This is a genomic window from Nocardia camponoti, from assembly GCF_014646135.1.
Classification (GTDB): domain Bacteria; phylum Actinomycetota; class Actinomycetes; order Mycobacteriales; family Mycobacteriaceae; genus Nocardia; species Nocardia camponoti.
On the sequence record NZ_BMMW01000004.1, the window covers coordinates 413,074 to 435,127 of the forward strand.

17 protein-coding genes and 1 tRNA gene are annotated in these 22,054 nt (G+C 64.9%); 4 read left to right on the forward strand and 14 right to left on the reverse strand.

The window, feature by feature from the left end:
* Positions 1-77: 77 nt before the first annotated feature.
* Together IEX78_RS20480 and IEX78_RS20485 are read right to left on the reverse strand one after the other, a co-directional pair.
* Positions 78-1,055 (reverse strand): serine/threonine dehydratase, encoded by a 978-nt coding sequence (locus tag IEX78_RS20480; protein WP_229684140.1) that lies wholly within the window; start codon positions 1,053-1,055, stop codon positions 78-80.
* Positions 1,052-3,118 carry a bifunctional copper resistance protein CopD/cytochrome c oxidase assembly protein gene (locus IEX78_RS20485; RefSeq protein ID WP_188830633.1) on the reverse strand — a complete coding sequence of 689 codons (2,067 nt, stop codon included), beginning with the start codon at positions 3,116-3,118 and terminating at the stop codon, positions 1,052-1,054. The genes IEX78_RS20480 and IEX78_RS20485 overlap by 4 nt, the downstream gene beginning before the upstream one ends.
* Before the next feature lie 111 nt (positions 3,119-3,229).
* Between IEX78_RS20485 and IEX78_RS20490 the strand changes: the two genes are divergently transcribed.
* Positions 3,230-3,303, forward strand: a tRNA-Arg gene (locus tag IEX78_RS20490).
* 57 nt (positions 3,304-3,360) lie between these two features.
* On the opposite strand, the gene IEX78_RS20495 is transcribed toward IEX78_RS20490, so the two are convergent.
* Positions 3,361-3,864: an NAD(P)H-dependent oxidoreductase gene (locus tag IEX78_RS20495; RefSeq protein ID WP_229684142.1), complete on the reverse strand. Its 504-nt coding sequence runs from the start codon at positions 3,862-3,864 to the stop codon at positions 3,361-3,363.
* On the opposite strand from IEX78_RS20495, the gene IEX78_RS20500 reads away from it, so the two are divergent.
* Positions 3,757-4,431 (forward strand): LysR family transcriptional regulator, encoded by a 675-nt coding sequence (locus tag IEX78_RS20500; protein WP_268240919.1) that lies wholly within the window; start codon positions 3,757-3,759, stop codon positions 4,429-4,431. The genes IEX78_RS20495 and IEX78_RS20500 overlap by 108 nt on opposite strands.
* Positions 4,432-4,455: 24 nt before the next feature.
* Here the strand turns inward: IEX78_RS20500 and IEX78_RS20505 are convergent, their stop codons facing one another.
* The 11 genes from IEX78_RS20505 to IEX78_RS20555 all read right to left on the reverse strand — a co-directional run bounded on the left by IEX78_RS20505 (position 4,456) and on the right by IEX78_RS20555 (position 18,921).
* Positions 4,456-6,348 carry a protein kinase domain-containing protein gene (locus IEX78_RS20505; protein WP_188830635.1) on the reverse strand — a complete coding sequence of 631 codons (1,893 nt, stop codon included), beginning with the start codon at positions 6,346-6,348 and terminating at the stop codon, positions 4,456-4,458.
* Complete coding sequence (locus IEX78_RS20510; protein WP_188830636.1) at positions 6,345-8,210, reverse strand: serine/threonine-protein kinase; 1,866 nt, start codon at positions 8,208-8,210, stop codon at positions 6,345-6,347. The genes IEX78_RS20505 and IEX78_RS20510 overlap by 4 nt, the downstream gene beginning before the upstream one ends.
* Before the next feature lie 6 nt (positions 8,211-8,216).
* Positions 8,217-9,398: a DUF7373 family lipoprotein gene (locus IEX78_RS20515; protein ID WP_188830637.1), complete on the reverse strand. Its 1,182-nt coding sequence runs from the start codon at positions 9,396-9,398 to the stop codon at positions 8,217-8,219.
* Positions 9,399-9,481: 83 nt separating this feature from the next.
* Entirely contained in the window at positions 9,482-11,347 is a 1,866-nt protein-coding gene (locus tag IEX78_RS20520; protein WP_188830638.1) for a serine/threonine-protein kinase, read from the reverse strand.
* A 96-nt stretch (positions 11,348-11,443) separates the two neighbouring features.
* Positions 11,444-13,657: an acyl-CoA dehydrogenase family protein gene (locus IEX78_RS20525; RefSeq protein WP_188830639.1), complete on the reverse strand. Its 2,214-nt coding sequence runs from the start codon at positions 13,655-13,657 to the stop codon at positions 11,444-11,446.
* Between the two features lies 1 nt (position 13,658).
* Positions 13,659-14,099 (reverse strand): type II toxin-antitoxin system Rv0910 family toxin, encoded by a 441-nt coding sequence (locus IEX78_RS20530; protein WP_188830640.1) that lies wholly within the window; start codon positions 14,097-14,099, stop codon positions 13,659-13,661.
* A gap of 109 nt (positions 14,100-14,208) precedes the next feature.
* Positions 14,209-15,474 (reverse strand): acyl-CoA dehydrogenase family protein, encoded by a 1,266-nt coding sequence (locus IEX78_RS20535; RefSeq protein ID WP_188830641.1) that lies wholly within the window; start codon positions 15,472-15,474, stop codon positions 14,209-14,211.
* A gap of 25 nt (positions 15,475-15,499) precedes the next feature.
* A complete protein-coding gene (locus IEX78_RS20540) occupies positions 15,500-16,381 on the reverse strand; it encodes an SDR family oxidoreductase (protein WP_188830642.1) in 882 nt (293 codons plus the stop codon).
* A complete protein-coding gene (locus IEX78_RS20545; RefSeq protein ID WP_188830643.1) occupies positions 16,382-17,248 on the reverse strand; it encodes a MaoC/PaaZ C-terminal domain-containing protein in 867 nt (288 codons plus the stop codon). It lies immediately after the preceding gene.
* Positions 17,249-17,250: 2 nt separating this feature from the next.
* The gene (locus IEX78_RS20550) at positions 17,251-17,685 is read right to left on the reverse strand and encodes a type II toxin-antitoxin system Rv0910 family toxin (RefSeq protein ID WP_188830644.1); all 435 of its coding nucleotides are present in this window, start codon (positions 17,683-17,685) and stop codon (positions 17,251-17,253) included.
* Between the two features lie 30 nt (positions 17,686-17,715).
* Entirely contained in the window at positions 17,716-18,921 is a 1,206-nt protein-coding gene (locus IEX78_RS20555; RefSeq protein ID WP_229684147.1) for a lipid-transfer protein, read from the reverse strand.
* Between the two features lie 144 nt (positions 18,922-19,065).
* Between IEX78_RS20555 and IEX78_RS20560 the strand changes: the two genes are divergently transcribed.
* Together IEX78_RS20560 and IEX78_RS20565 are read left to right on the forward strand one after the other, a co-directional pair.
* A complete protein-coding gene (locus IEX78_RS20560; protein ID WP_188830646.1) occupies positions 19,066-20,076 on the forward strand; it encodes an AraC family transcriptional regulator in 1,011 nt (336 codons plus the stop codon).
* Positions 20,077-20,215: 139 nt separating this feature from the next.
* Positions 20,216-21,940 carry a GMC oxidoreductase gene (locus tag IEX78_RS20565; RefSeq protein ID WP_188830647.1) on the forward strand — a complete coding sequence of 575 codons (1,725 nt, stop codon included), beginning with the start codon at positions 20,216-20,218 and terminating at the stop codon, positions 21,938-21,940.
* The last annotated feature ends 114 nt before the right edge of the window (positions 21,941-22,054 follow it).

Consider the following 22,054-nt stretch of genomic DNA (forward strand, 5'->3'; position numbering starts at 1 on the left):
GCGAAATCGAGAATGTGGATAACTTCTTCAGTTGTGGATATCTCGCGATTCAGAAAGGGTTCCGCAAGCGGTCGCGTTCACAACACCGGTAGTTCGGTATTCGCGCCACACAGCACAACAATGGGACGAACGCCCTGGTCAGGAACGTAAACACCGCTCTGAACGGCCGCTAATGCCGCCGCGCCCTCCAACTCAACGACAACACGAAACTCGCGCCACAGGTATTCGCGCGCGGCAGCGACGGCGTCATCGGTGACCGACAGTGCGGGAATCTGCTGACGGGTCGCGATCTCAAAGGCGATCTGCCCGATTTCCGTCGCGGACAATAATTCAGCTTTTCCGCCGCCAGCGCCCACGTCAACGGGTCGTCCCGCCGCGAGCGCCGCCGAGAGTACCGGCGTGTGATCAGCTTCGATACCGACCACTTCGCGTCGTCGGCCAAGTGCCGCGCCAAGGCCAGCGATCAGCCCGCCCCCGCCGACCGACGCCAGCACCGGCGGCCGTCCTCGCACCTGTTCTTCGAGCTCAAGCGCGATAGTGCCCGCACCCGCGACGACAGCGGGCATGTCGTAGGCGTGCAGATGCTCAGCGTTGCGTTCGACCGCGAGTTCACTGGCCCTGAGCTGGGCTTCCGCGTAACTGTCGCCGTGCCACAGCACCTCAGCGCCATGCGACCACATCGCGGCGACCTTGGTATGCGGCGCGGACTCAGGGACGATCACCGTGCACGCCATGTTCAACCTGGCCGCCGCAAGCGCGACGGCGATCCCCGCGTTGCCACCGGACGCGACAACAACATGGTCGGTGCCCTTGGGCGCGGCGAGCAGCGCGTTCACCGCGCCACGCAGTTTGAAGGTGCCGCCATGCTGGAGAAACTCCAGTTTCAACGAGACCGGAACGGGTCCGTTCGGCCCGTCAACCGTCGTATGGAAAACCGGCGTTTTGCGCACCTGACCAGCCAATCGACGACGCGCCGCGCGCACGTCGGTCCGCAGCACGCGCGGCGGTCGGGACTCGCTGGTCGACTCGCTCACCGGCACCCCAGCGGGGTTCACCGGCGCACCTCGCCATCGCGCCGAGCTAGTTCGGCATACATCGCGTTGTAGGCGGTGAGGTCGGCGTCATGGTCGCGGTCAGCCGCGCGATCGGTGCGCTTGGCAAGGCGCGCGTCGCTGCGCGACCACTGAATGAGGAGTGCGAGCATCACGACAACGAGCGGAACCTCGCCACTCGCCCACGCGAAACTGCCGCCATTGCGCTGGTCATCGAGCAGATCGATGTGCCAGCCGAGCCCGAGCGTGCGGTAATACCAACCGCCGAGGACCGTCGCCATGCTCATCAACGCGACACCGAAGAAGGCGTGGAACGGCAGCGTGCCGAAGACCATCGCCAGCTTGGTGAGCGGTGCGACTTCGCGTGGTTTGGGGTCGATGCCGATCACGACCCAGTAGAACAGGTATCCGCTGATCAGGAAGTGTGCGTTCATCATCAGATGCGCGGCGTGCGAGTCGACGTAGGTGTCGAAAATTCCGCCCAAATACAGCGCGTAAAAGCCTGCGACGAACAATGTCGCCGCGACAACCGGCTGGGTCAGGAACCGCGAAACCGGATTATGGACGGCAAGCAGGATCCATTCGCGCGGGCCGGGAACACCGTCGCGACCGGCGGGCGGCAGCGCACGCAGCGCCAGCGTGACGGCACCGCCGAGCGCGAGCAGGATCGGTGCCAGCATCGACAACGCCATATGCGCGCCCATGTGCACGCTGAACATCGCGGGCGCGTACCTGCCAACGCCCGACGACGTGGCGACCAGCAGCACAACACAGCCGCTGAACCACGCGACCGTCCTGCCGACCGGCCACGCGTCGCCGCGCTTCCGCAGGCGGTAGACGCCGAGCAGGTAGACGACGGCAGCGACGATCGCGAGCGTGCCGAAAATGAGGTCGAAACGCCAGTCGAAGAGCAGCCTGCCGATGGTCGGCGGACCGGCCAGGTTGTAGCCGAGTTCGGCTTCGGTCACGGACGGGATTGCCGTCGGCGGGGGCGGCGGCGTGCGACCGAGACCGACCGCGAGCCCGATCGTCGCCGCGAAAATCAGCATTTCGACGCCTGCGAAGCGGATGAGCGCACGGCGGTCGGTGGGGTCGGCGGCGAGTGCGGGCAGCGACGCCCGACGCTGCATCGCGCCGATTACCCCGAGCAAGATCAGCGCCGCGACCTTGGCGAGCACGAGGCGGCCGTAGGTGGTGGTGAACAGGTCTGCCGCGGGCATGCGCACCCAGGCGTTGAGGACGCCGCTGATGCCGATGACGACGAAGCAAATCGTGGCGACGAACGAGAACCGGCGCGCGGCCAAGGCCGTGTGTAGGCCGTCGCGCAATGCGTAGGCGAGCACCGCGACGAGTCCGCCGACCCAGAACGCCGCCGACACCATGTGCAGGATGAGCGAGTTGGTCGCGATGTCGTGGTCGCCGCCCGCCGATGAATGTCCGGTGAGCGCGAGCGGCAACATCGTGGCTATTGAGAATGCGAGTAGGACTGGCGTCCAACCCCAGCGCAGCGCGCAGCGGCACGCGATGGCGAGGAGGAGCGCGAGGATCGCGGTGGTGCGCCACGCGCCAGCGACCTCAACCTGCGCCAACACCGGCCACAGCTTTTCCGGCCGCCACAGGTCGCCGACGGGTTGGCCAGTCGTGTCCGACACCGTCAAGGGGACTAACAGTGCGGCGCACCCGGCCCACGCGAGCGCGGCCGTCGACGCCCTGCGCAGCGCGCGGTACCCACCGACGCTGAGCAGGCCGTCGCGATTGGGCGGAATGAAGAACGCCGCGAACAACAGCGACCCAACCGCGACCGCGGCCGACAGGTCCGCAGCCGCACGCAACGCGGGCAGGCCGTAGGTGGTGAGCGGGCCGGGGTCGGGGATGCCGAGCAACTGCAACGCGTGCGCGGCCGACAACGCGACAACCATCGCCGCGATAACACCGGCGATCGCGTAGGCGATCACCCAGAGCAGGTCGAACGACGCGCCCGCCTCTCGCGACGGCACCGGGCCCACTTCCGCCGCTGGTCCGCCGTCGACGGCGGGTCCAGCAGAAGGGTCCAGCGGTAACGACATGACAACGAGGGTAGTTCTCCCTGGCCAACCGCGCGCCGATGGGGCAGCCGTTACGCCCGTTATACTTCCCACTGGACACCACGACTGGCGTGAGCCAAGGTGGAACCCACTGCCTCCATAGCTCAGTTGGATAGAGCAAGGGCCTTCTAATCCCTAGGTCGCAGGTTCGATTCCTGCTGGGGGCACATCGGTGGTCCTCTAGCCCGTGCAATTCCCGGGCTGGAGGATCGCCAAACCTCGCATTACGCGATTGCTGTCGCCGCGGACAGTTGCGCAGCCACTTTTACCGCCCGACTCGCCTGGTAGCGCGCGGCATCGAGGGCGAAGTCGGTGGGCGGCGTCCCGTGCCCAGCCACGTGACTCGCGCCGTGCGGGCTGCCGAACCGAAGCTGGTCGACCGCCGACGCCTGCGACGTGAAGCCGGGCGGCACGATGATTCCGCCCCAGTGACTGAAGATCGTCGTGAAGTTCGTCAGCGTCGTTTCCTGGCCCCCGTGGGTACTCGCGCTCGACACGAACGCCCCGTACACCTTGTCGGCCAGTCGACCCGCCCGCCAGAGTTCGCCGGTGCCGTCAATGAAGGTTTTGAGGCCGGCGGCGATCGTGCCGTAGTGGCTCGGGGTGCCGAAGAGCACCACGTGCGCCCACTCCATGTCCGCGTTGGTCGCGACGTCGGAGGGGAGCAGTCGCACGTTCGCGCCCTCTTCGGTCGCGCCTTGGGCGGCGGCGGTGGCGAGACTTTTCACGCCCCGCTCTCCCGGGCGATCCAAAAACTTGAACGTCGACTCGGTGTCGTCCTTCTTGACCGCGATTCACGCACGGTCGCCTTGACTAACGCGGGATCAGTTCTGCTGCGCGAAGCGCGTGCCGCTCTTGAGTCGATCGAGGCAGCGGAACGCCGTACCCGTCGCGCCGCGTCCACTCGCCCGGAGCTGGTACTCGCGACCAAAGCGGGCGCGTCCAACGAGGTGGTCGTCCTGCCCGCAAGCCACCCGGCAGCGAGCCAGCCGCAGTTGTCACTAGACGAGATCACCGCCCTTTCGGACCTACCGCTCCCCCGCTGGCCCGAACCCGACGGTACCTACCTCGCGGGCCTAGGCCCCGAAGTGCGTAACTACAGCCAACTTTCGCAATTGATCGCTTTGGGCCGCGCGTGCGCGCTGGTCCCCGAGTCGGTGAGCACCGGCTTGCCCGCCACCTGCGCGACAGTCCCCGTCCCCGACGCCCCACCCGTAACGACGGTAATCGCGTGGCCACCACACAGCAGGTCGCGCCCAGTAGCCGCCCTGGTCCGCATCGCAATGTGTGAGTAGCGTTAGTCCCAATCCCGGTGCCCGCTACGGCTTCGGCAGTTGACGTACCGCCTTCACCATCAGTGATTCCACCGTCCGACAGACAGTGTTGCCGTCAACGTGTGGGCCAGCGATCGTGATTTCTATGGCCTCATACTTCTTTTCGTCAACCGTGCGGTGTCGATAAATCCGGGAGCAGCCAAGTCTTGGTCCCGTTGGTTCGGTGCCGGTAAGCAGGCTAATTCCGTCGACCGTCACCGAGCCGGTTGTCATGAAGTCGGTGCGGATCATTGTCACGCTTACCTCGGCACTCCCGTACCACGTGCACCCATTTCGCGCTTCCGGATACGTCGGCGCCTCGGTCAGCCTCGGGACCGCAGCGATCACTTCCGCACGATCCAACAGCGCACACGGGTCGATCGACGAAAGCGAGATCGCCGCGTCCTGCTTCTGCGGTGCCGAACGCAGGGTGCGGGCCAGTCCGGCGACGACGTCGTCGGCTACCGCACACCCCTGTTTCTCTGCCAACGTCGTATCGAACTTGAGCAGCACGCCGAGCCTGCCACCGTCGTCGCTGGCCGGGATAGCCCGTTCACAGGACTTAGGGTTCCCTACATACACCAGCACGCCGTCGATGAGCTTGCGGTTGTGCGGCACTTCGCGAAGGTCGACGCCAAGCTTCAGCGTTATCCGGTCGTCGTATACCCGCTCGTCCGCGTCCGCGTCGCAGTGCCACGACTTGTCCACTTTGAATCGCCACTTGTCCGTTCGGCTCGGCCCCTCTCGCCAGTTCACACTGTCGCCCATTGCCGAACGCAACCAAGCGCACGAGTCGACAAGGCGCAGCTCGGCGACAGAAATAGTTGGCGGTTTCGCAGCGACTGCTTCGTGGTCCACCGGCAGCCAGAGGGCACCCGAGGCAACTAACGCAACAATGGCAGCCAGCGCGAGCGCGGCGCGAGTTCGAGCCGGGCTTCGCTTGACCCAGCGTCCCGACGCCGCCAGTCGGCTTCGGCCGAACCGAATCGTCTTGGCGAACGCCGATGCGCCCGGCGCGACATCAACAAGCGGAACCGGTGGTGCGGCGGCGAGCAACGCCGACACCGCACGCTCCGCGCCCTCGATCTTCGCCTGAATCTCCGTCGGCCAGGCAGCGTGCTCGGTGCCAACGTAAGCGATGATCTGCGCAGGTGACGGGCGGTCGGCCGGATCGCGGCGCAAACAGGCCGCGATCAATTCACGGAGTGGTTCCGGCACCGCCGACAAATCCGGATCCCGATGCGTGATGGCGAAAAGGGTTTTGGCCACCGATGGTTCGGCAAACGGCGGTTTCCCACTGGCGGCGAAGGCAAGCACGGACCCCAGTGCGAAAACATCCGACGAGGCAGCCAACGCGCCATGAGCGGATTGTTCCGGCGAAAGATAGTCCGGCGGCACCTGCACGTCACTCGCACCCGCGAGGACGTCGATGCCAGCAACCTCGACTCCGTCCGAGGTCATGGCGATCGTGTCGGGGCGAAGCCGTTGATGCACCAAGCCCGCCGCATGCACCCCCTGTAGGGCGCGCGCGAGCGCCGCTGCCAGCGCACGCACCGCATCGACCGGTAACGGTCCGTACTCCGCAACAGCGCGGTCGAGTCGCACAGATGGCACGAATGACCGTGCGAGCCAGGGCAATTCGTTATCCGCGTCGACGTCCAGCACTGTCGCGTTGCCCGGTCCGCTGACTCGCATGGCCGCTACCGCACCGTGGCGAAAGCGTGGCCGCAGCTCGGGTGACTCAAGTAGGCGCGGCAACGACTGTTCAACAACGCGAATCGATCCGTCGGGCGCGGCCGCTAACAGCAAGCGAAAGTTGGCCTGCGGGTCAGTCGATCCGATGATCCGGTAGCGCCCAAGCTGGGTGGGGTCCGACGGCGACGAGCTGATCAGGGTCATGATTGCGGCAGCTTCGCGAGTACAGGGCTAAGGACGGTACGAAGCCGGTCACAGCCATCGGTGATCGCGGTGTCGTACGGGATAAATCTGGCTACGGCCTGCTCGGCCAATTCGTCGTGCGTCGGCAGGATTGTTAGCGTGTATTCGCAAAACCCGCCCCGGTCATCAATAAGACCATGCCTGCCGCCGAAGACGGTCGGCTTGTCGTAGTTGCCGGTCGGCTTTTTGTTGTCGTTACGGGTCCGCACCCCGAACCCGAGATGGAATTCCCCGTTTATGCCAGTTACCCAGCACTCGTGCGCGCCGATCGGGTTCTTCGCCGCCGGGTCACCAAGAACACGCAGGTTCATCTCTCGATCCATGATCGCGCAGGGGTTCAGCAACTGGGTGGAATTAGCGGCGACCTTGCGCAACGGCGGATTGACCTGCAGCCTGCGAACGATGGCGGCAAGGACGCGCTCAGCCATCGGGCAGCTGTCCGTCAGGCCAGATGCGTCCACGTTGATCGGGATTCGCAGGCCGGTCTGAAGCTGAACGAACCGGTCGCACGTCCTGCCCTCTTTTCGGTTGCCTTGCACCGGTAACCACGCGAGCACGCTGCCCATCGAGATCGCGTCGTCATAGGCCCATCCGAAGTCGGTAGACACTTTGAAACTGACCCGCTTTCCAGTTGGATCGTCGACCGCAACTGAGCAACTGGTCACGTCCGAGGGCTGTGGTGCCGACGCAAAGGTGCCGAATTCGCCAACGACGTCCGGTTCCAACAGCGCGCACATGTCGAGCAGTTGCGCTTCGCGGTCAGTCAGCGTTAGCGGCGGGTCGGCCATCGCCACCGCATTCCCCTTCACGCCAATTCCGACCAGAAGTGAACCGAGCAACGCGAGAACGGACACGATCACGACAGCGCCCAGTGCCCGAACCCGCGAAAACTCCCGACGTGGTCGCGAAGGCTGTTGCTCCTCGGTCAACGGCGCCGCTTCGCCCGTTGACCACGCGAGCGCGTCCCGTTCGTATTCGGCGACGCGTCGACGCACCCGCACTGGCCACACCGGGGCACCATCGAGTTGTGTTGCAGCATCAAGTAATTCGCTCGGGGAAGGTCGTTTTCCCGGGTCTTTGTTCAGACACCAGTCGACCATCGCGCGCATCGGCTCGGGGATACCGCTCGTATCCGGTTGCACGTACAGCACGTTGTAGAGCGTCTGTGGCGTCGAGACCGCAGCGAACGGACTGACCCCCGTCGCGGCCATCGCGAGCACCGCGCCTGCAGAGAAGACATCCGATGCTGGGGTAAGGGTTTGGCATTCAGCCTGTTCGGGCGACATGTAGGCGGGCGACCCGATCACCGCGCCGGTTGCGGTCAGACTGACATCGCCCTCAAGCGCACGCGCGATGCCGAAGTCGATGACGCGTGGTCCCTCATTGGTGAGCAGCACGTTGCCTGGTTTGAGGTCGCGGTGCACCAACCCCGCGCGATGAATTTCCAGCAACGCCATCGCGAGGCCGATCGCGAGCAACTTTAGCCCGCTCGGATTGAGTCGGCCGAAGTCGTTGACGGCTTCGTGCAGTGACGGCCCCGCGACGTATTCCGAAGCGAGCCATGGGTTTTCCGCGTCAACTTCGTATCCGACGATGCCCGCCGTGTACGCGCCGGTGACCTTGCCTGACGCATGAATCTCACGTTCGAACCTTGCGCGGAACTCGGAGTCGTTGGTGAGCTCCGCATGAATCTGCTTCACCGCGACGAGCCGCCCGTCCGGGCCTTGACCAAGCAGCACGCGGCCCATCCCGCCGCTGCCGATCACACCGACGATGCGGTACCGACCGAGTGCCTCAGGGTCTTTTCGATCACGTTGTCGCATAAGCGGTTACCTGTCCTGGCCGAGGAGTGCGTACTGGGCGGCGGCGAGCTGCCGGGCATCCGCTGCTAGATAACTGAGCACAGTCACCACGTCGGGACCGCGATGGACGATGCAGCGGAGGCGGCTTGGCTGAGCATTGCGCCCCTCGGGTATTTTCCGCTGGCCACACGACACCGTCGGCAGCCCTGACACCCCTGCCATCGCGAGGTAATCGCCTTCGGTGGCGATGACCAGACGAGCCGCCTCGGCTTCGGCCGCTTGCGAGCTAGCCGTATGCCACAGGTACTTGTTGTGCGCCACCGCGACTTGCGACACCGACGCCGCGCGTAACTTTGCGAGGAAGGCCGATGGATGAGGCGAGAGAAGGGAGAAGGCACGCGGACCGTAAACCGCGAAGGTGGAGGGTCCGGTGTCGCCACTGAGTTGGGGCTCCTCGGTCCGCACCATCCGGGTGAGCAACCTGTCCGGATCGATCCGCAAGCTAGCGAGTTCGGACTGGGCAGTCGGAACGAACCCGTCCAGATCAGCGAGTTGGGCTCGGTAGGTTTTGGTCAAGATGTCGGCGAGGAGTTCGGGGCGCGGCTCAAGCACCTTGGCGTACACCCGAATAACCAGGTTTTTCCAGGTCAGCCAGCTGCCAACCGTGGGCACCGATGGTCGGTAATGGCTCAGTGCGCCCGGATGTTCCGGCAGCGGAAGCGACACATTGTCGCCTCCTTGCTCGAAGTCAGCGCGGGCCATATCCGCGGTTGCTGTCCTCGCGACGTCCTCGCTGTCGAAGGCGAGCAGCGCGATCGAGAGGAACTTCTCCTCTCGATCGTTGGATCGACCATTGTTGGCGATAGTCCCAAAGGACCCGCGAACGCCGAGCTTGCTTGCCACGTTGCTCTGGACACCCGACAGAAGGTTCATTCCGGGGACGAGATTCCGGTGATCACCGAGAACGCCGCCGCCGCCTGTGGTTGTGAGGTCAGGATCGATTTGGTCGGCGAAGCTGATCCGCTCACCGAGGCGTAGGGACTCAACCAGGATCCCTCGCGCTCTACTTTGCCCGGCGTCGTAATCCGGCTCGGCCCGCTCGATCGAGTAGCCACCGTAATCCGGTGTGACGGGCGCACCGCCGCACCCAACGAGTAACCCAACAATGATGGGTGCCAGCACCGCGACGCGACGCAGCCGAGACCGCACGATCATTCCCCCTCGGACCAGCAGTCAAACCGACTGGTCATGTCAATCCTGTTGCGTAAATTAGCATTTCGCGCACATAGCCGCTACCGCTGAGGAAGGCGCGGAACCAGCGCCGCGACGATGGTTTCACCCGTTGGGCAGCGCTTTTCCCTTGGCGCGGCGCCGTGGAGATCCACGGCTACTGATTCGTGCGTGCCAGTATCGATGGCGCGAAAGCGGTACACCGTTGAACATCCAGCATCGGAACCCGCGCCCGGAAGGCTCGCGTTGTAAACCAGCAGTCCAGAACCAATGTCGACCGCGTTACCGTTATAGAGCGTGCCGGCGTCCGCGTCGGTTCTCCTGTTCAGGTCGACCCGGAGCCGCCCATCACCGCCCCACGAACAGGTATGTGCGGTCGGCGCGGCCGGTCCCGATGAGTTGGCGACCTTGAGCTCGTCGCCGCTAATCAGCGCGCAAGGATCAACCGACGCCAACGACGTCCCGGCGGCAGGGTCGATGACGAGGCTTCCCAGCGCGGCAACGAGCCGCTCGATTACATGTTCGGCCAGCGCGCAGTCAGCCGCTACCCCGGTGTCGACGCTGATCCCCCACGTGGTGCCAACCGCGAACGCACAGTCGCGACCACGCCTAAGCAGGTCGAGGCCCGCGACCGTACGTTGCGTCGACGCGAAACCGGTTAGCGCGCTGCCCAATTCGACAGTAATTCGGCCCGACCCGGCGCTGCCGTCGCAGCCCCACGACGACGTTGTTTTCCACGACCACTCCGCTGTGTTTCGTCGCACACCGGTCGCGGCGCCGTCGGGCAGCGTCGGCCCGAGTGCCTGCTGCAACCAGCCGCACGAGTCGACTTCGCGCAGTTGCGCGAGCGTGGGCAGCGTCGCTACCGCCGCAGGTGCGGCTGCGGGAGACTCACCGCGCGACGAAACTGCCCATGCTGATGCGGCGACAACCGCCACTACTGCGGCGCATGCCGTACCGATGAGCAGCCAACGTCGGCGTTTTGGACGTTCTACGGGCACGGTCGGGGCTGGCGTCGTCAGCACGATCTGGGTGCGTTCGGGATCGTCGGTCAGCTCCCGCAGACTCGCGCCCTGTGCGGCGATGTCGCGGTGGATTGGCTCGGGCCACGGGCTTGCCATCGGGAGGACACCCAGGTAATCCAGGATTTGCGAAGCGGTCGGCCGGTCGCGAGCGTTCTTGCGGAGACAGCCCGCGATGAGTTCGCGCAGCGGCGGTGGCACTTTGGCGAAGTCGGGTTCGCTGTGCACGATGTTGAACAGAGTCACCGGCGCGGAAGTCGCGGCGAAGGCATTCACCCCGGTCGCGGCCATATACAGCAACGAACCAAGGGCGAAAATATCGCTCGCCGCCGTGACCGTGTCGGCCCCCGCCTGCTCGGGCGACATGTACGCCGGCGAACCGAGCACGCTGCCAACCTCGGTGAGGACTTCCTCCGATTCGTTCGCGCGCGCGATGCCGAAGTCGATCACGCGGGGACCGTCGCTTGCCAGAATCACGTTGGCGGGCTTGAGGTCTCGGTGTATTAGGCCGGTTTGGTGGATCGAATGCAGTGCTGATGCGAGCCCGGACGCGAGGGTTCGCACACTGCTTACCGGCAGCGGGCCGTACTGTTCGATCGCTCGGTCTAGGCCGACACCCGCGATGAATACTGAAGCGAGCCAAGGGGTTTCGGCGTTCGTGTCGAAGTCAACGACGGCGGCGGTGAAGGCGCCGGATACGCGCGTCGAGATGGCGACCTCGCGATGGAAGCGCGCGCGATAGTCTCTTTCATCGAGCAGCCGCGCGTGGATCTGTTTGATCGCGACGAACCGCCCGTCGGGGGCGACGCCGAGCAGCACCCGACCCATACCGCCAGCGCCGAGTAAGCCGAGAATTCGGTAGTGCGACACCATCTTTGGCTCGCCACCCGATAGCGCCTTGATCACCGATCCCCCGCTTGCTCAACGCGACACCGGTCCGCCCTGGCGCGCGTGAAAAACCTACACGAGCACCAGGGCGACCGCCCGGTTCAGCGCCGTCCCCTACCCCGCAACCGCCGCATCACGCGGAAGTCCAAGCATCCGCTCGCCGATCACGTTCAACTGCACCTCAGTCGTGCCACCGTAAATCGTGGTCGCGCGACCAGCGATCAACTGTTCAATCGCATGATCACTGTTCTCGCCCGGCACCGAAACCACGCCAGCGACACCTAGTTCGGCGACGACGAACTCCGAAACCGCCTGGCCCAACGCCATTCCAAGCAACTTGCCAACGCTCGACGTTGTCGAAACGTCAATTCCCGACAGCTGCTTGAGCACAACGCGCGACCCGATCACGTCGACCGCGCGGCTCTCCGCGATCAGCTCACCAACCCGGTACCGCGCAACCGGCGACAGCTCGCGGCCGATCGCGAAGCGCAGCAGGTCAGCGTCGGTGGCGTAGGCCTCCATCTTCTGACTGAGCGCGACCCGCTCACCGGCGAGCGTCGTGCGCGCGACGTGCCAGCCGTCGTCAACCGCGCCAACAACGTTCTCGTCGGGGATGAAAACGTCGTCGAGGAAAACCTCGTTGAACAGCGCCGAGCCGGTCATCTCGCGCAGCGGTCGCACGGTAATCCCCGGGCTCGACATGTCGAGCGCGAAGTACGTGATGCCCTCGTGCTTCGGCTTGTCGGGGCTGGTCCGCGCGATGAGCATGGCCCATTCCGCGAACTGGGCGACCGTCGTCCAAATCTTTTGGCCGGTCACGCGCCAACCACCGTCGACCTTCACGGCTTTGGTAGTCAAGCTCGCGAGGTCCGAACCCGCGCCCGGCTCGCTAAAGAGCTGGCACCACACCACTTCACCGCGCAGCGTCGGGACGACAAGTTCGCGCTTCTGTCGCTCGTCACCGTGCGGCACGATCGCGCCGACGGCCCACGTGCCCATCAGCAACTGCGGCATCGGAATGCCCGACGCCTTGATTTCCTGCGCGATCACCACCTGCTCAAGCGGCGACGCCGACCGGCCGTACGGGCGCGGCAGGTGCGGCAGGTTCCAGCCGCCGTCGCCGAGGGCGACGAGCTGGTCGTCCTCGTCGTCGATGGCCGCGATTTCGGCGAGTTCCGCCCTAATGCCAGCGCGAATTTCCTCCGCTTCGGCAGGCAGTTCCAGTTCGCTCGACAGCACGAGGCCCGAAAGGGCATAAGCGGCAACAGCTTCCGCACGCTGATCACGCGTACCAAGCTGACCACGCAACGCGAGCGCGCGCCGGTAGTACAGGTGCGCGTCGTGCTCCCACGTGAAGCCGATGCCGCCGTGGACCTGAATGCAGTCCTGCGCCACCGAAACCGCAGCGTCGGGAATGATCAGCGCCGCGATCGCCGCCGCGTAGTCGGCGTTTTCGTCGTCACGATCGAGCGCGTACGCCGCGTCCCACAGGACAGCACGCGCCTTCTCCAACGCGATGCCCATCTGTGCGCACTTGTGCTTAACGCCCTGGAACTGCCCGATTGGCCGCCCGAACTGCACGCGCGTCTTGGCGTATTCACTCGCCGTCGACACCGCCCACGACATCACGCCAACCGCTTCAGCACCCAACACCACCGCGGCAACCGAACGCACCCGCTCGGCCGAAACCGCGAGCACCCGTTCAGCAGGCACCTCGACAGCATCGGCCCGCACGCGACCAACTCCGCGCAGCACGTCGATGTTGTCCTGCGCGCTGACCGTGAGTTCCACGTTTTCAAACGCGACCCAAACAGCAGAACCGTCAACAGCAACCGGCGCGATCACCACATCGGCCGACACCGCCCCGACCACGCCATCGGCAAACCCGTCAACAACGAGCACCCCGTCGCGGTAGGTACCGTTGAGCTGCGAAGTCAACGCGACAGCGCCCGTGCGCGACCCGTCAACCAATCCGGGCAACTGAGCGTCAGCCCAAGCCCCGCCCGCTTGCGCCAACACCCCACTCGCCAACGCCGTCGGCACAAACGGACCCGTATGCAATCCGCGCCCGAGCGGCTCAAGCGCGACAGCCAACGTCAGCAGCCCCGCGCCCTGTCCGCCAAGCGATTCCGGCACATGCAGGCTCAGCAGTTCCTGCGCGACGAGCGCGTCCCAGTACGGCAGCGCTTTCGCCTGATCATTCGACTCGACCGCCGCGCGCACCGCTTCGGCCGTGATCGTGCGTTCGACAAATCCCGCGACCGCGTCGGCGAGCGCGATGTGGTCCTCGCTAACGCCTACGCCAAGTTCATAACTGTTGCGCGCCATGTCAGTTCGTGCCCTCGATCAGCTCGGCGAACTTCGCCATCGACGCCTTGAGGTCGGCGGCGGCGTTCTTGGCAACGGCCTTGCCGATCGGGCCGACGATCATCGCACCCTTGAACGACGCGTCGAAGGCCGCGCTCGTCCCGGTCTCCGTTGCCGTGACCTTCAGTGCGAATTCGACTGTGACACCGGCCATTCCGTTGCCCGTGATGCGCAGGTAGCTGTTGGGTTCCACCTCAACGACGGTCCACTCGACCTTGTTGGCCATGTTCATCACCGAAACAACTTCGGTGAAGCGCGCGCCTGCGGTGAGTTCGGCGGGCAGGTCGCTGCGCCAGCCTTCGTGGATGGTGAGCCATTCGTCCCACTTGGCTAGGTCGCTCAGCCGCGCCCACGCGGCTTCGGGGGACACCGGCAGTTCGGTGGAAACGGAGACAGATGCCATGAGATGGCTCCTAGATATGTGAGACGGGGTGTATCAGAAAGTTAGATGAGGCGCGGTGCGCACGTCAATAGCCCGCGCGACCGCGCCCAAACCAGCGGCGATAGGGCCCTTAGCTGAGCAAGCCCTTTGCCACGTGCGTCACCTGAATCTCGTTGCTACCCGCGTAGATCATCAGAGACTTGGCGTCGCGAGCGAGCTGCTCGACCCGGTACTCAGCCATGTACCCGTTGCCGCCGAAGAGCTGAACAGCTTCCATCGCAACGTCGGTCGCCGCCCGCGTCGAGTACAACTTCATCGCCGAAGCCTGCGCGAGCGTCGGCATCTTGCCCGCCGCGAACGCCTCCAACGCGTTGAACACCATGTTCTCCACGTTGAGCCGCGCGACTTCCATCTCGGCCAGCTTGAGCTGAACCAACTGGAATCGGCCGATCTCCTGGCCCCACAGCTTGCGTGACTTCGCGTAATCCACGCACAGCCGGTGACATTCGTTGATGATGCCCATCGACAGAATCGCGCACCCAACGCGTTCGACGATGAAGCTCGACCGCGCGCTCTCGCGACCGTCGCCACCCTTGTGATCCTCGGTTTCGCCGAGCAGGCGATCCTTGGAAAGGCGAACGTTGTCGAAGAACAGCTCGCCGGTGGGCGACGAGTGCATGCCCATCTTCTTGAACGGCTTGCCCTGGGTGAAGCCTTCCATGCCCTTGTCGAGCACGAAGGTGAGCACCTTGCGTTCGCGCTTGTCGCCGCCGTCGCCTTCGTCGAGCTTGGCGTAAACGATGACGGTGTCGGCGAACGGACCGTTGGTGATGAAGGTCTTCTGGCCGTTGAGGATGTAGTCATCCCCGTCGCGGCGCACGTAGGTCTTCATGCCACCGAAGGCGTCCGAGCCCGAGTCGGGTTCGGTGATGGCCCAGGCAGCGACCTTGTCCAAGGTCACGATGTCTTTGAGCCACCGCTGCTTCTGCGCGAGGGTGCCGCGCGCGGCGATGGTCGCCGCGCCCAAGCCCAAGCTCACGCCGACGGCGGCGACGCTACCGAGGGTGACCCCGGTGAGCTCGCTGATCACGACCGCGGCCATCGAGCCCTGGGCGGCGAGCGGGTTCCCGCCACCCTTGGAATCCGACTTCTTCTTCTCCGGTGCGGGCTCGCCCGCCGCGATGCGGTCGGCCTTTGCCTGCTCCTTGGCGAGCATCTTGTCGACCGCTTCGCCCGCCATCACATCAATGCCGAAGTCGGCGAACAGCTTTCGCATGATGTCGTACGGCGGGAGGTCACCGTGCTCAAGTTCGTCGATGTGGGGACGAACTTCTTTGTCGATGAAGGCGCGAACGGATTCGCGGATCATCTCGTCGGTCTCAGACCACTCAAACATGGTGTGTCACTCCATTATTGGCGTGCTACGGGAGGCGCGAGGAGATGTCGTCGATCGTCCACGCTTCCTCGGTCTCGATGGTCTTCACGTCGTGCCAGCCGGCCAGCTCGCTGATCGCACCGCCCTGAACCGCGAACACCTTGCCGGTGATCGGGCACTTCTCGGTCGCGAGGTAGGCGACGAGCGGCGAGATGTTGGCGGGGCTGAACGAGTCGAACGAGCCCTCGGCCTCGGCGTCGGCGGCTTCGGCGGCCATCAACGCGCCCATGCCGGGGGTGGCGAGGGTGAGGCGGGTGCGCGCGATCGGCGCGATCGCGTTGGCGCGCACGCCGTAGCGCTGGAGTTCGTCAGCGGCGACCAGCGTGAGCGCGGCAATGCCAGCCTTGGCCGCGCCATAGTTGGCCTGACCGGCGTTCGGCACGGTGACACCCGACGCCGACGCGGTGTTGATAATCGCCGCGTTCGGCTGGCGACCCGCCTTCGACTCGGCCTTCCAGTACGCCGACGCGTGCTGAATCACCGCGAAGTGACCCTTGAGATGGACCGCGACAACCGCGTCCCAATCCGCCTCCGACAGTGCGGGAATGAACCCATCACGCAGGATGCCCGCGTTGTTGACGACGATGTCGAGCTTGCCGAATTCGGCGATCGCCTGGGCGACAAGCGCCTCAGCGCCCGCCCACGTCGCGATGTTGTCGGTGTTAGCGACCGCGCGCCCACCAGCGGCGACGATCTCGTTCACCACTTCCTGCGCGGGCCCAACGTCGGCACCGTCGCCGCTGTTGCTGCCGCCGAGGTCGTTGACGACAACCGCAGCGCCCTCGCGAGCGAAAAGCAGCGCGTGCTCACGACCAATACCGCGTCCAGCGCCGGTGATGACGGCGACGCGTCCTTCCAACGCACCCATTTATGACTCCTTGATTTCTGCGATCCCGTTGCTCAGGACCACATCGGTCCCGCGCACGGTCTCGAACGCGTAGGTGGTGACGCCGTCGGCGGTGCCGACGTTCCAAATTCGGGTTTCGAGGTCGTCGCCGGGGAAGACGAACTTCGAGAAGCGAACCGCGAAGCGCCGCACGCGGGCGACGTCGGAATTGGCGACCTCGGTGAGCACGCCCCAGCTGGCCATCGCCATCGTGCACAGTCCGTGCGCGATGATGCCCGGCAAGCCCGCGTCCTTGGCCACGTCCTCGTCGAGGTGCAGTGGGACCGGGTCGCCCGAAGCTGGTGCGTAGCGGAACGTTTGGTCGTCATCGACGTGGTGGCTCGCCTTGGCGAACGGCGACGTCGTCTTGATGTCGGTGTAGTCCGCGACCACCGGCATCGCGTCACCGACCTTCTCGCCCGCGTCAACGCCACGGAAGAAGGCCGAAAGATACTGCTCATTGACGATGTCGCCACTCACCTCGTCTTCGCAGGTGAGGTGGATGTAGATCAGCGCGCCGCTCGACTTGGTCTCCCAGCCGATTACGCGCCCCTTCGACACAAGCACGTCGCCCGGCTTGATCGGGCGGTGGAAGTGAAAGTCCTGCTCGCCGTGGGTAATTCGACCGAAGATGTCCATCGGAACAACTTCGACAGCGGGCATCATGAGCGCTTCGAAGGCGGGAACGATCGCGAAGACGGGCGACGCGACGTCGCCGGCGAGGTGCGCGGCGATCGGGTCGTTGGTCGCCGCCGCGTACTCCGCGATCCGCTCACGCATGACCTCGAAACGCTCCGGATCCGACCAGACGCCTAAGCCGTCGCGGTCGAATTCGAATACGTCAGACATGGTTACGCTCCGGCAGCCAGTGCGGCGAGCTTGTCGAGCGAAGCCTGCAGCTGCTTCGAGCCGTCCTTCTCCACCGCCTTGCCGAGTGCGCCCTTGATCAGCGCGCCTTCGAAGTCGCCCGAAACCTGGACCTCGGTCTCGTCGCCAACCGGGGTCAGGGCGAAAGTGAAATCGGCCTTCACGCCAGCCATGCCGGTGCCCGCGAGCGAAAGCTTGGTGTCGGTGACCTCTTTGACGACCCATTCCATCTTGTTCGCCATGCCGAGCATGAAGATCTTGGCGGTCAGCGCGGCACCGGGCGCGAGCTTGACCGGCGGCTCGACCATCCAGCGCTCGTGGATGGTGAACCATTCGCCCCAGGTCGCCGGGTCGGTGATGACCGCGATCAGCTTTTCGGCGGGAGCGGCGAGGGTGGCGGTCTTCTCAATGTGGCCCATGATTGTTCTCCTCAGTAATGGTTGTGCTGGTCAGCGGTTGGCGCGCTGGTATGCGGTAACGACCGCGGCACCGCCGAGGCCGATGTTGTGCTGAAGGGCGGCGGTCACGTTGTCGACCTGACGCTTGTCGGCGGTGCCGCGCAGCTGCCAGGTGAGTTCGGAGCACTGGGCGAGCCCGGTCGCGCCGAGCGGGTGACCCTTGGAAATCAGGCCGCCAGACGGGTTGACGACCCACTTGCCGCCGTAGGTTGTCTGGTTTTCGTCGATCAGCCGGGCAGCCTCGCCGGGTGCGCAAAGACCAAGGGCCTCATACAGCAACAGTTCGTTGGCCGAGAAGCAGTCGTGCAGCTCGATGACCTGGAAGTCGTCGGCGCCGAGCCCGGCCTGGTCGTAGACCTTGCGCGCGGCGATGACGTTCATGTCGTAGCCGATGATGTTCTTCGCCGTGCCGTCGAAGGTCGACTTGAAGTCGGTCGTCATCGCCTGACCGACGATTTCCACCGCCTGATCAGCGAGATCGTGCTTGTTGACGAAGTCTTCGCTCGCGAGAATCGCGGCACCCGAACCGTCGGAGGTCGGCGAGCACTGCAGCTTGGTGAGCGGGTCGTAAATCGTCCGCGAGCTGAGGATTTCGTCGAGGGTGTATTCGTCGCGGAACTGCGAGAACGGGTTGTTCACCGAGTGCTTGTGGTTTTTGAACCCGATCTTGGCGAAGTGTTCGGCGGTGGTGCCGTACTCCTTCATGTGCTCGCGACCGGCGGCACCGAACATCCACGGTGCGGGCGGGAAAAGCACTTCCGAGATTTCCGCGAGCGCCATCAGGTGGTTAGCCATCGGCTGTTCGCGGTCGTCGTAGGTGCTGCCGAGCGAACCCGGCTGCATCTTTTCGAAGCCGAGCGCGAGTGTGCAGTCGGCGAGACCGCCCCGAATCGCTTGCGCGGCAAGGTAAAGCGCGGTTGACCCGGTTGAACAGTTGTTGTTCACGTTCACGACCGGGATACCGGTCATGCCAAGCTCGTAGACCGCGCGCTGGCCCGACGTCGACTCGCCGTAGACATAACCGACGTACGCCTGCTCGACTTCCTCGTAGGAAATCCCCGCGTCAGCGAGCGCTTTCGTGCCCGATTCCCGCGCCATATCCGGGTAGTCCCATACGCTGCCGTCGTCATTGAGGCGACGGCCCGGCTTCTCAAATTTCGTCATGCCGACACCGACGACGAATACCCGCTGTGTCACAGGATATTTCCTTTCCCCTGATCCGCTTTCCCTTACGAAGCTAGTGGCCTGGGTCACTGCCAACGAGGACGTCAACGGGCCACTTAGGGGACCGAAACGAGCATGGCGAGTATGGTGCGAGCCGGTCACCTTCGAAGGAGCCTCGTGGCGCACACCATTCCGATGCGGTTTTTCCGAGCGACGATCGAGTCGCTACTCAAGCGTGGAGTCGACCTGGAAGGCGCGCTGCACGGCGCTGGTCTCGACTGGCGGCTCTACGCCGAAGACCGCGCGCGCATGACGCCCGAGCAGGTCACCGGGGTGATGCGGGCGTTGTGGGAGCAGACCGACGACGAATTGTTGGGTCTCGGCCCGCGACCGCTCCCGCGCGGAACACTCCGACTGGCTGGCCTGACGCTGGTCCACACCCGTGACTTGCGTTCGGCATTGGTGCGCATGATCGAACTTGGCGGCGTGAGCACCGGCATCCGCTGGGCGTTGACGATCGACGACGACGCGGCGACCATCACCGCCGACGCACGTCTCGATCCCGTTGTCGCGTTCGCGATGGCGAGTGGGGTACAGCGCTTCGCCGAATGGCTGATTGGCAGCTCAATCCCGTTGCGCTCCTTGGAGTTTCCGTTTAACGCCGAGTCGCTTGCCGACGAGTACGCGGTGATTTTCGGCATCCGGCCCACGTTCAACGCACCGCGACCCGCGATGTCACTCGACGCGAAACTGCTCACCAAACCAGTAGTGCGCAGCGAAGCCGAGTTGAAGGAGTTTCTGCGTGACGCACCGGGGGTGTTGCTGTACACGAAGCGTCAAGGCGCGACGACGACCGCACGCGTGCGCAGGGTTTTGGAACGCGACCCGAACGGCCCGTGGCTGAGCGCCGACGATCTCGCGCGTCACTTGACGATGAGCGCGCCCCACATGCGTCGCCTGCTGCGCACGGAAGGGACGAGTCAGCGGCGCATTCAGGAAGAGATCTTGCGCGACCGTGCCGTCGCCGCGCTCGTGCATGGCAACGAGACGATCGCGGACCTTGCTGTGCGACTTGGATTTTCGGAGGCGAGCGCGTTCCGTCGCGCGTTTCATCGGTGGACGGGAAGTGCGCCGAGCGATTACCGTTCGGCGCGCTCATCGGAGGTTCGCGCGCCCGAGGTCGAGTAGTCGCGGCTGCCGCAATCGGCCTTTCCCAGCGTGACCCGCATCTCATTTGGCTAGCTAGAAACGATCGACAGGTTCGTACTTTCTGTCTATCTTTCGGGGTTGAGCGTCAACGCCGACGCCACTTGAGGAGAGCACAAGCATGAATGCGCCCGTCGACTTCGACGTCGTGATCGTCGGTTCCGGCTTCGGTGGCAGCGTCACCGCGCTGCGCCTTGTCGAGAAGGGCTACCGGGTCGCCGTCGTCGAAGCCGGGCGCCGGTTCGCCGACGCCGAACTGCCCAAAAACAACTGGCACGTGCGCGATTACCTGTGGGCACCCAAGCTCGGTTGCTACGGCATTCAGCGCATCCACCTGCTGCGTGATGTGCTCATCGCGGGCGGTGCTGGCGTCGGCGGCGGCTCGCTGAACTACGCGAACACGCTGTACGTTCCGCCGCGCCGGTTTTTCCAAGACCCGCAGTGGCGCGACATCACCGACTGGGAAACCGAACTCGCCCCCTATTACGACCGCGCGAAGAAGATGCTCGGCGTCGTGCAAAACCCGCACATGACGCCCGCCGACGAGATCTTCAAATCCGTCGCCGACGAGATGGGTTTCGGCGACACCTTCGTCGCGACGCCAGTTGGCGTGTACTTCGGTGAGCCAGGCAAGACCGTCGCCGACCCGTATTTCGGTGGTGCCGGTCCTGAGCGCACCGGGTGCGTTGAGTGTGGCGACTGCATGGTCGGGTGCAAGTTCGGGGCGAAGAACACGCTGGTCAAGAATTATCTGTATCTCGCGGAAAAGGCTGGGGTACAGATCATTCCGATGACGACGGTGTCGGCGTTGCGTCCGCGTGCTGACGGCAGTTGGGACGTCGAAACCGAGCGAACGGGCGCGTGGGTGCGCAAGTCCGCGCCGACGATTTCGGCATCGAACGTGGTGCTCGCCGCAGGCACCCTCGGCACCCAACGCCTGTTGCACAAGATGCGCGACGAAGCGATTCTGCCGGAGCTTTCCGATCGACTCGGCTCGCTCACGCGCACCAATTCCGAGTCGATCGTCGGCGCGGTCGGCAAGAAGGTTTCCGCCGATCGCGACCTCACGCGCGGCGTCGCGATCACCTCGTCGGTGCACCCAACCGACGACACGCACCTGGAACCCGTTCGCTACGGCAAGGGGTCGAACTTCCTGACCTTGTTGCAGACGTTGATGGTCGACGGCGGTGGTCGCCTGCCGCGCTGGGTCGGCTTCCTGCTCGCGGTGCTGCGGCACCCCGCCGCGATGCTGCGGGTGTTCGACATGCGCCGTGCGAGTGAGCGCAGCATCATCACCCTCGTCATGCAGCAGCTCGACAATTCGATCACCGTCTATACCAAACGCGGCCTCTTCGGTCGAAAGTTGACGACGAAACAGGGCCACGGCGAACCGAATCCGAGCTGGATCCCGATCGGCAACGCCTTCACCCGTCGCGTTGCCGACAAACTCGACGGCGACGCGCGCGGCAGCTGGGGCGAGTTGGCCAACATCCCCGCGACCGCCCACTTCCTCGGCGGCGCGGTGATCGGTAGCGACCGCGACAAGGGCGTGATCGACGCCTACCACCGCGTATACGGCTACCCGACGTTGAGTGTGGTCGACGGCGCGGCAGTGTCGGCGAATCTTGGCGTGAACCCGTCCTTGACGATCGCGGCCCAGGCCGAACGCGCATCCGCATTGTGGCCGAACAAGGGCGAATCCGACGCCCGCCCACCCCAAGACCAGCCATACCGCGTGTTGACCCCGACATCCCCCACGAACCCGACCGTCCCGGCAGGCTCCCCAGCAGCGTTGGTCCCGCTCCCCCTACCGAAGCTCCGGGGCACACGCACTTCGCAGCAGTAGCACTCACCCCGCATCGTGCCCCCTGTCTATTGCCCCTGATCAGGGATTTCGCTACGCTGGCAGTAACGACATGCCGGATACCGGTCATGTTGTCCGCCTATGGCCCCCGGTAAC

Excerpts from the sequence above, each read along its gene's own strand:
- IEX78_RS20535 (WP_188830641.1), bottom strand. The coding sequence starts at position 15,474 with ATGTTTGAGTGGTCTGAGACCGACGAGATGATCCGCGAATCCGTTCGC.
- IEX78_RS20530 (WP_188830640.1), bottom strand. The coding sequence starts at position 14,099 with ATGGCATCTGTCTCCGTTTCCACCGAACTGCCGGTGTCCCCCGAAGCC.
- IEX78_RS20540 (WP_188830642.1), bottom strand. The coding sequence starts at position 16,381 with ATGGGTGCGTTGGAAGGACGCGTCGCCGTCATCACCGGCGCTGGACGC.
- IEX78_RS20510 (WP_188830636.1), bottom strand. The coding sequence starts at position 8,210 with ATGCGACAACGTGATCGAAAAGACCCTGAGGCACTCGGTCGGTACCGC.
- IEX78_RS20525 (WP_188830639.1), bottom strand. The coding sequence starts at position 13,657 with ATGGCGCGCAACAGTTATGAACTTGGCGTAGGCGTTAGCGAGGACCAC.
- IEX78_RS20485 (WP_188830633.1), bottom strand. The coding sequence starts at position 3,118 with ATGTCGTTACCGCTGGACCCTTCTGCTGGACCCGCCGTCGACGGCGGA.
- IEX78_RS20545 (WP_188830643.1), bottom strand. The coding sequence starts at position 17,248 with ATGTCTGACGTATTCGAATTCGACCGCGACGGCTTAGGCGTCTGGTCG.
- IEX78_RS20505 (WP_188830635.1), bottom strand. The coding sequence starts at position 6,348 with ATGACCCTGATCAGCTCGTCGCCGTCGGACCCCACCCAGCTTGGGCGC.
- IEX78_RS20565 (WP_188830647.1), top strand. The coding sequence starts at position 20,216 with ATGAATGCGCCCGTCGACTTCGACGTCGTGATCGTCGGTTCCGGCTTC.
- IEX78_RS20550 (WP_188830644.1), bottom strand. The coding sequence starts at position 17,685 with ATGGGCCACATTGAGAAGACCGCCACCCTCGCCGCTCCCGCCGAAAAG.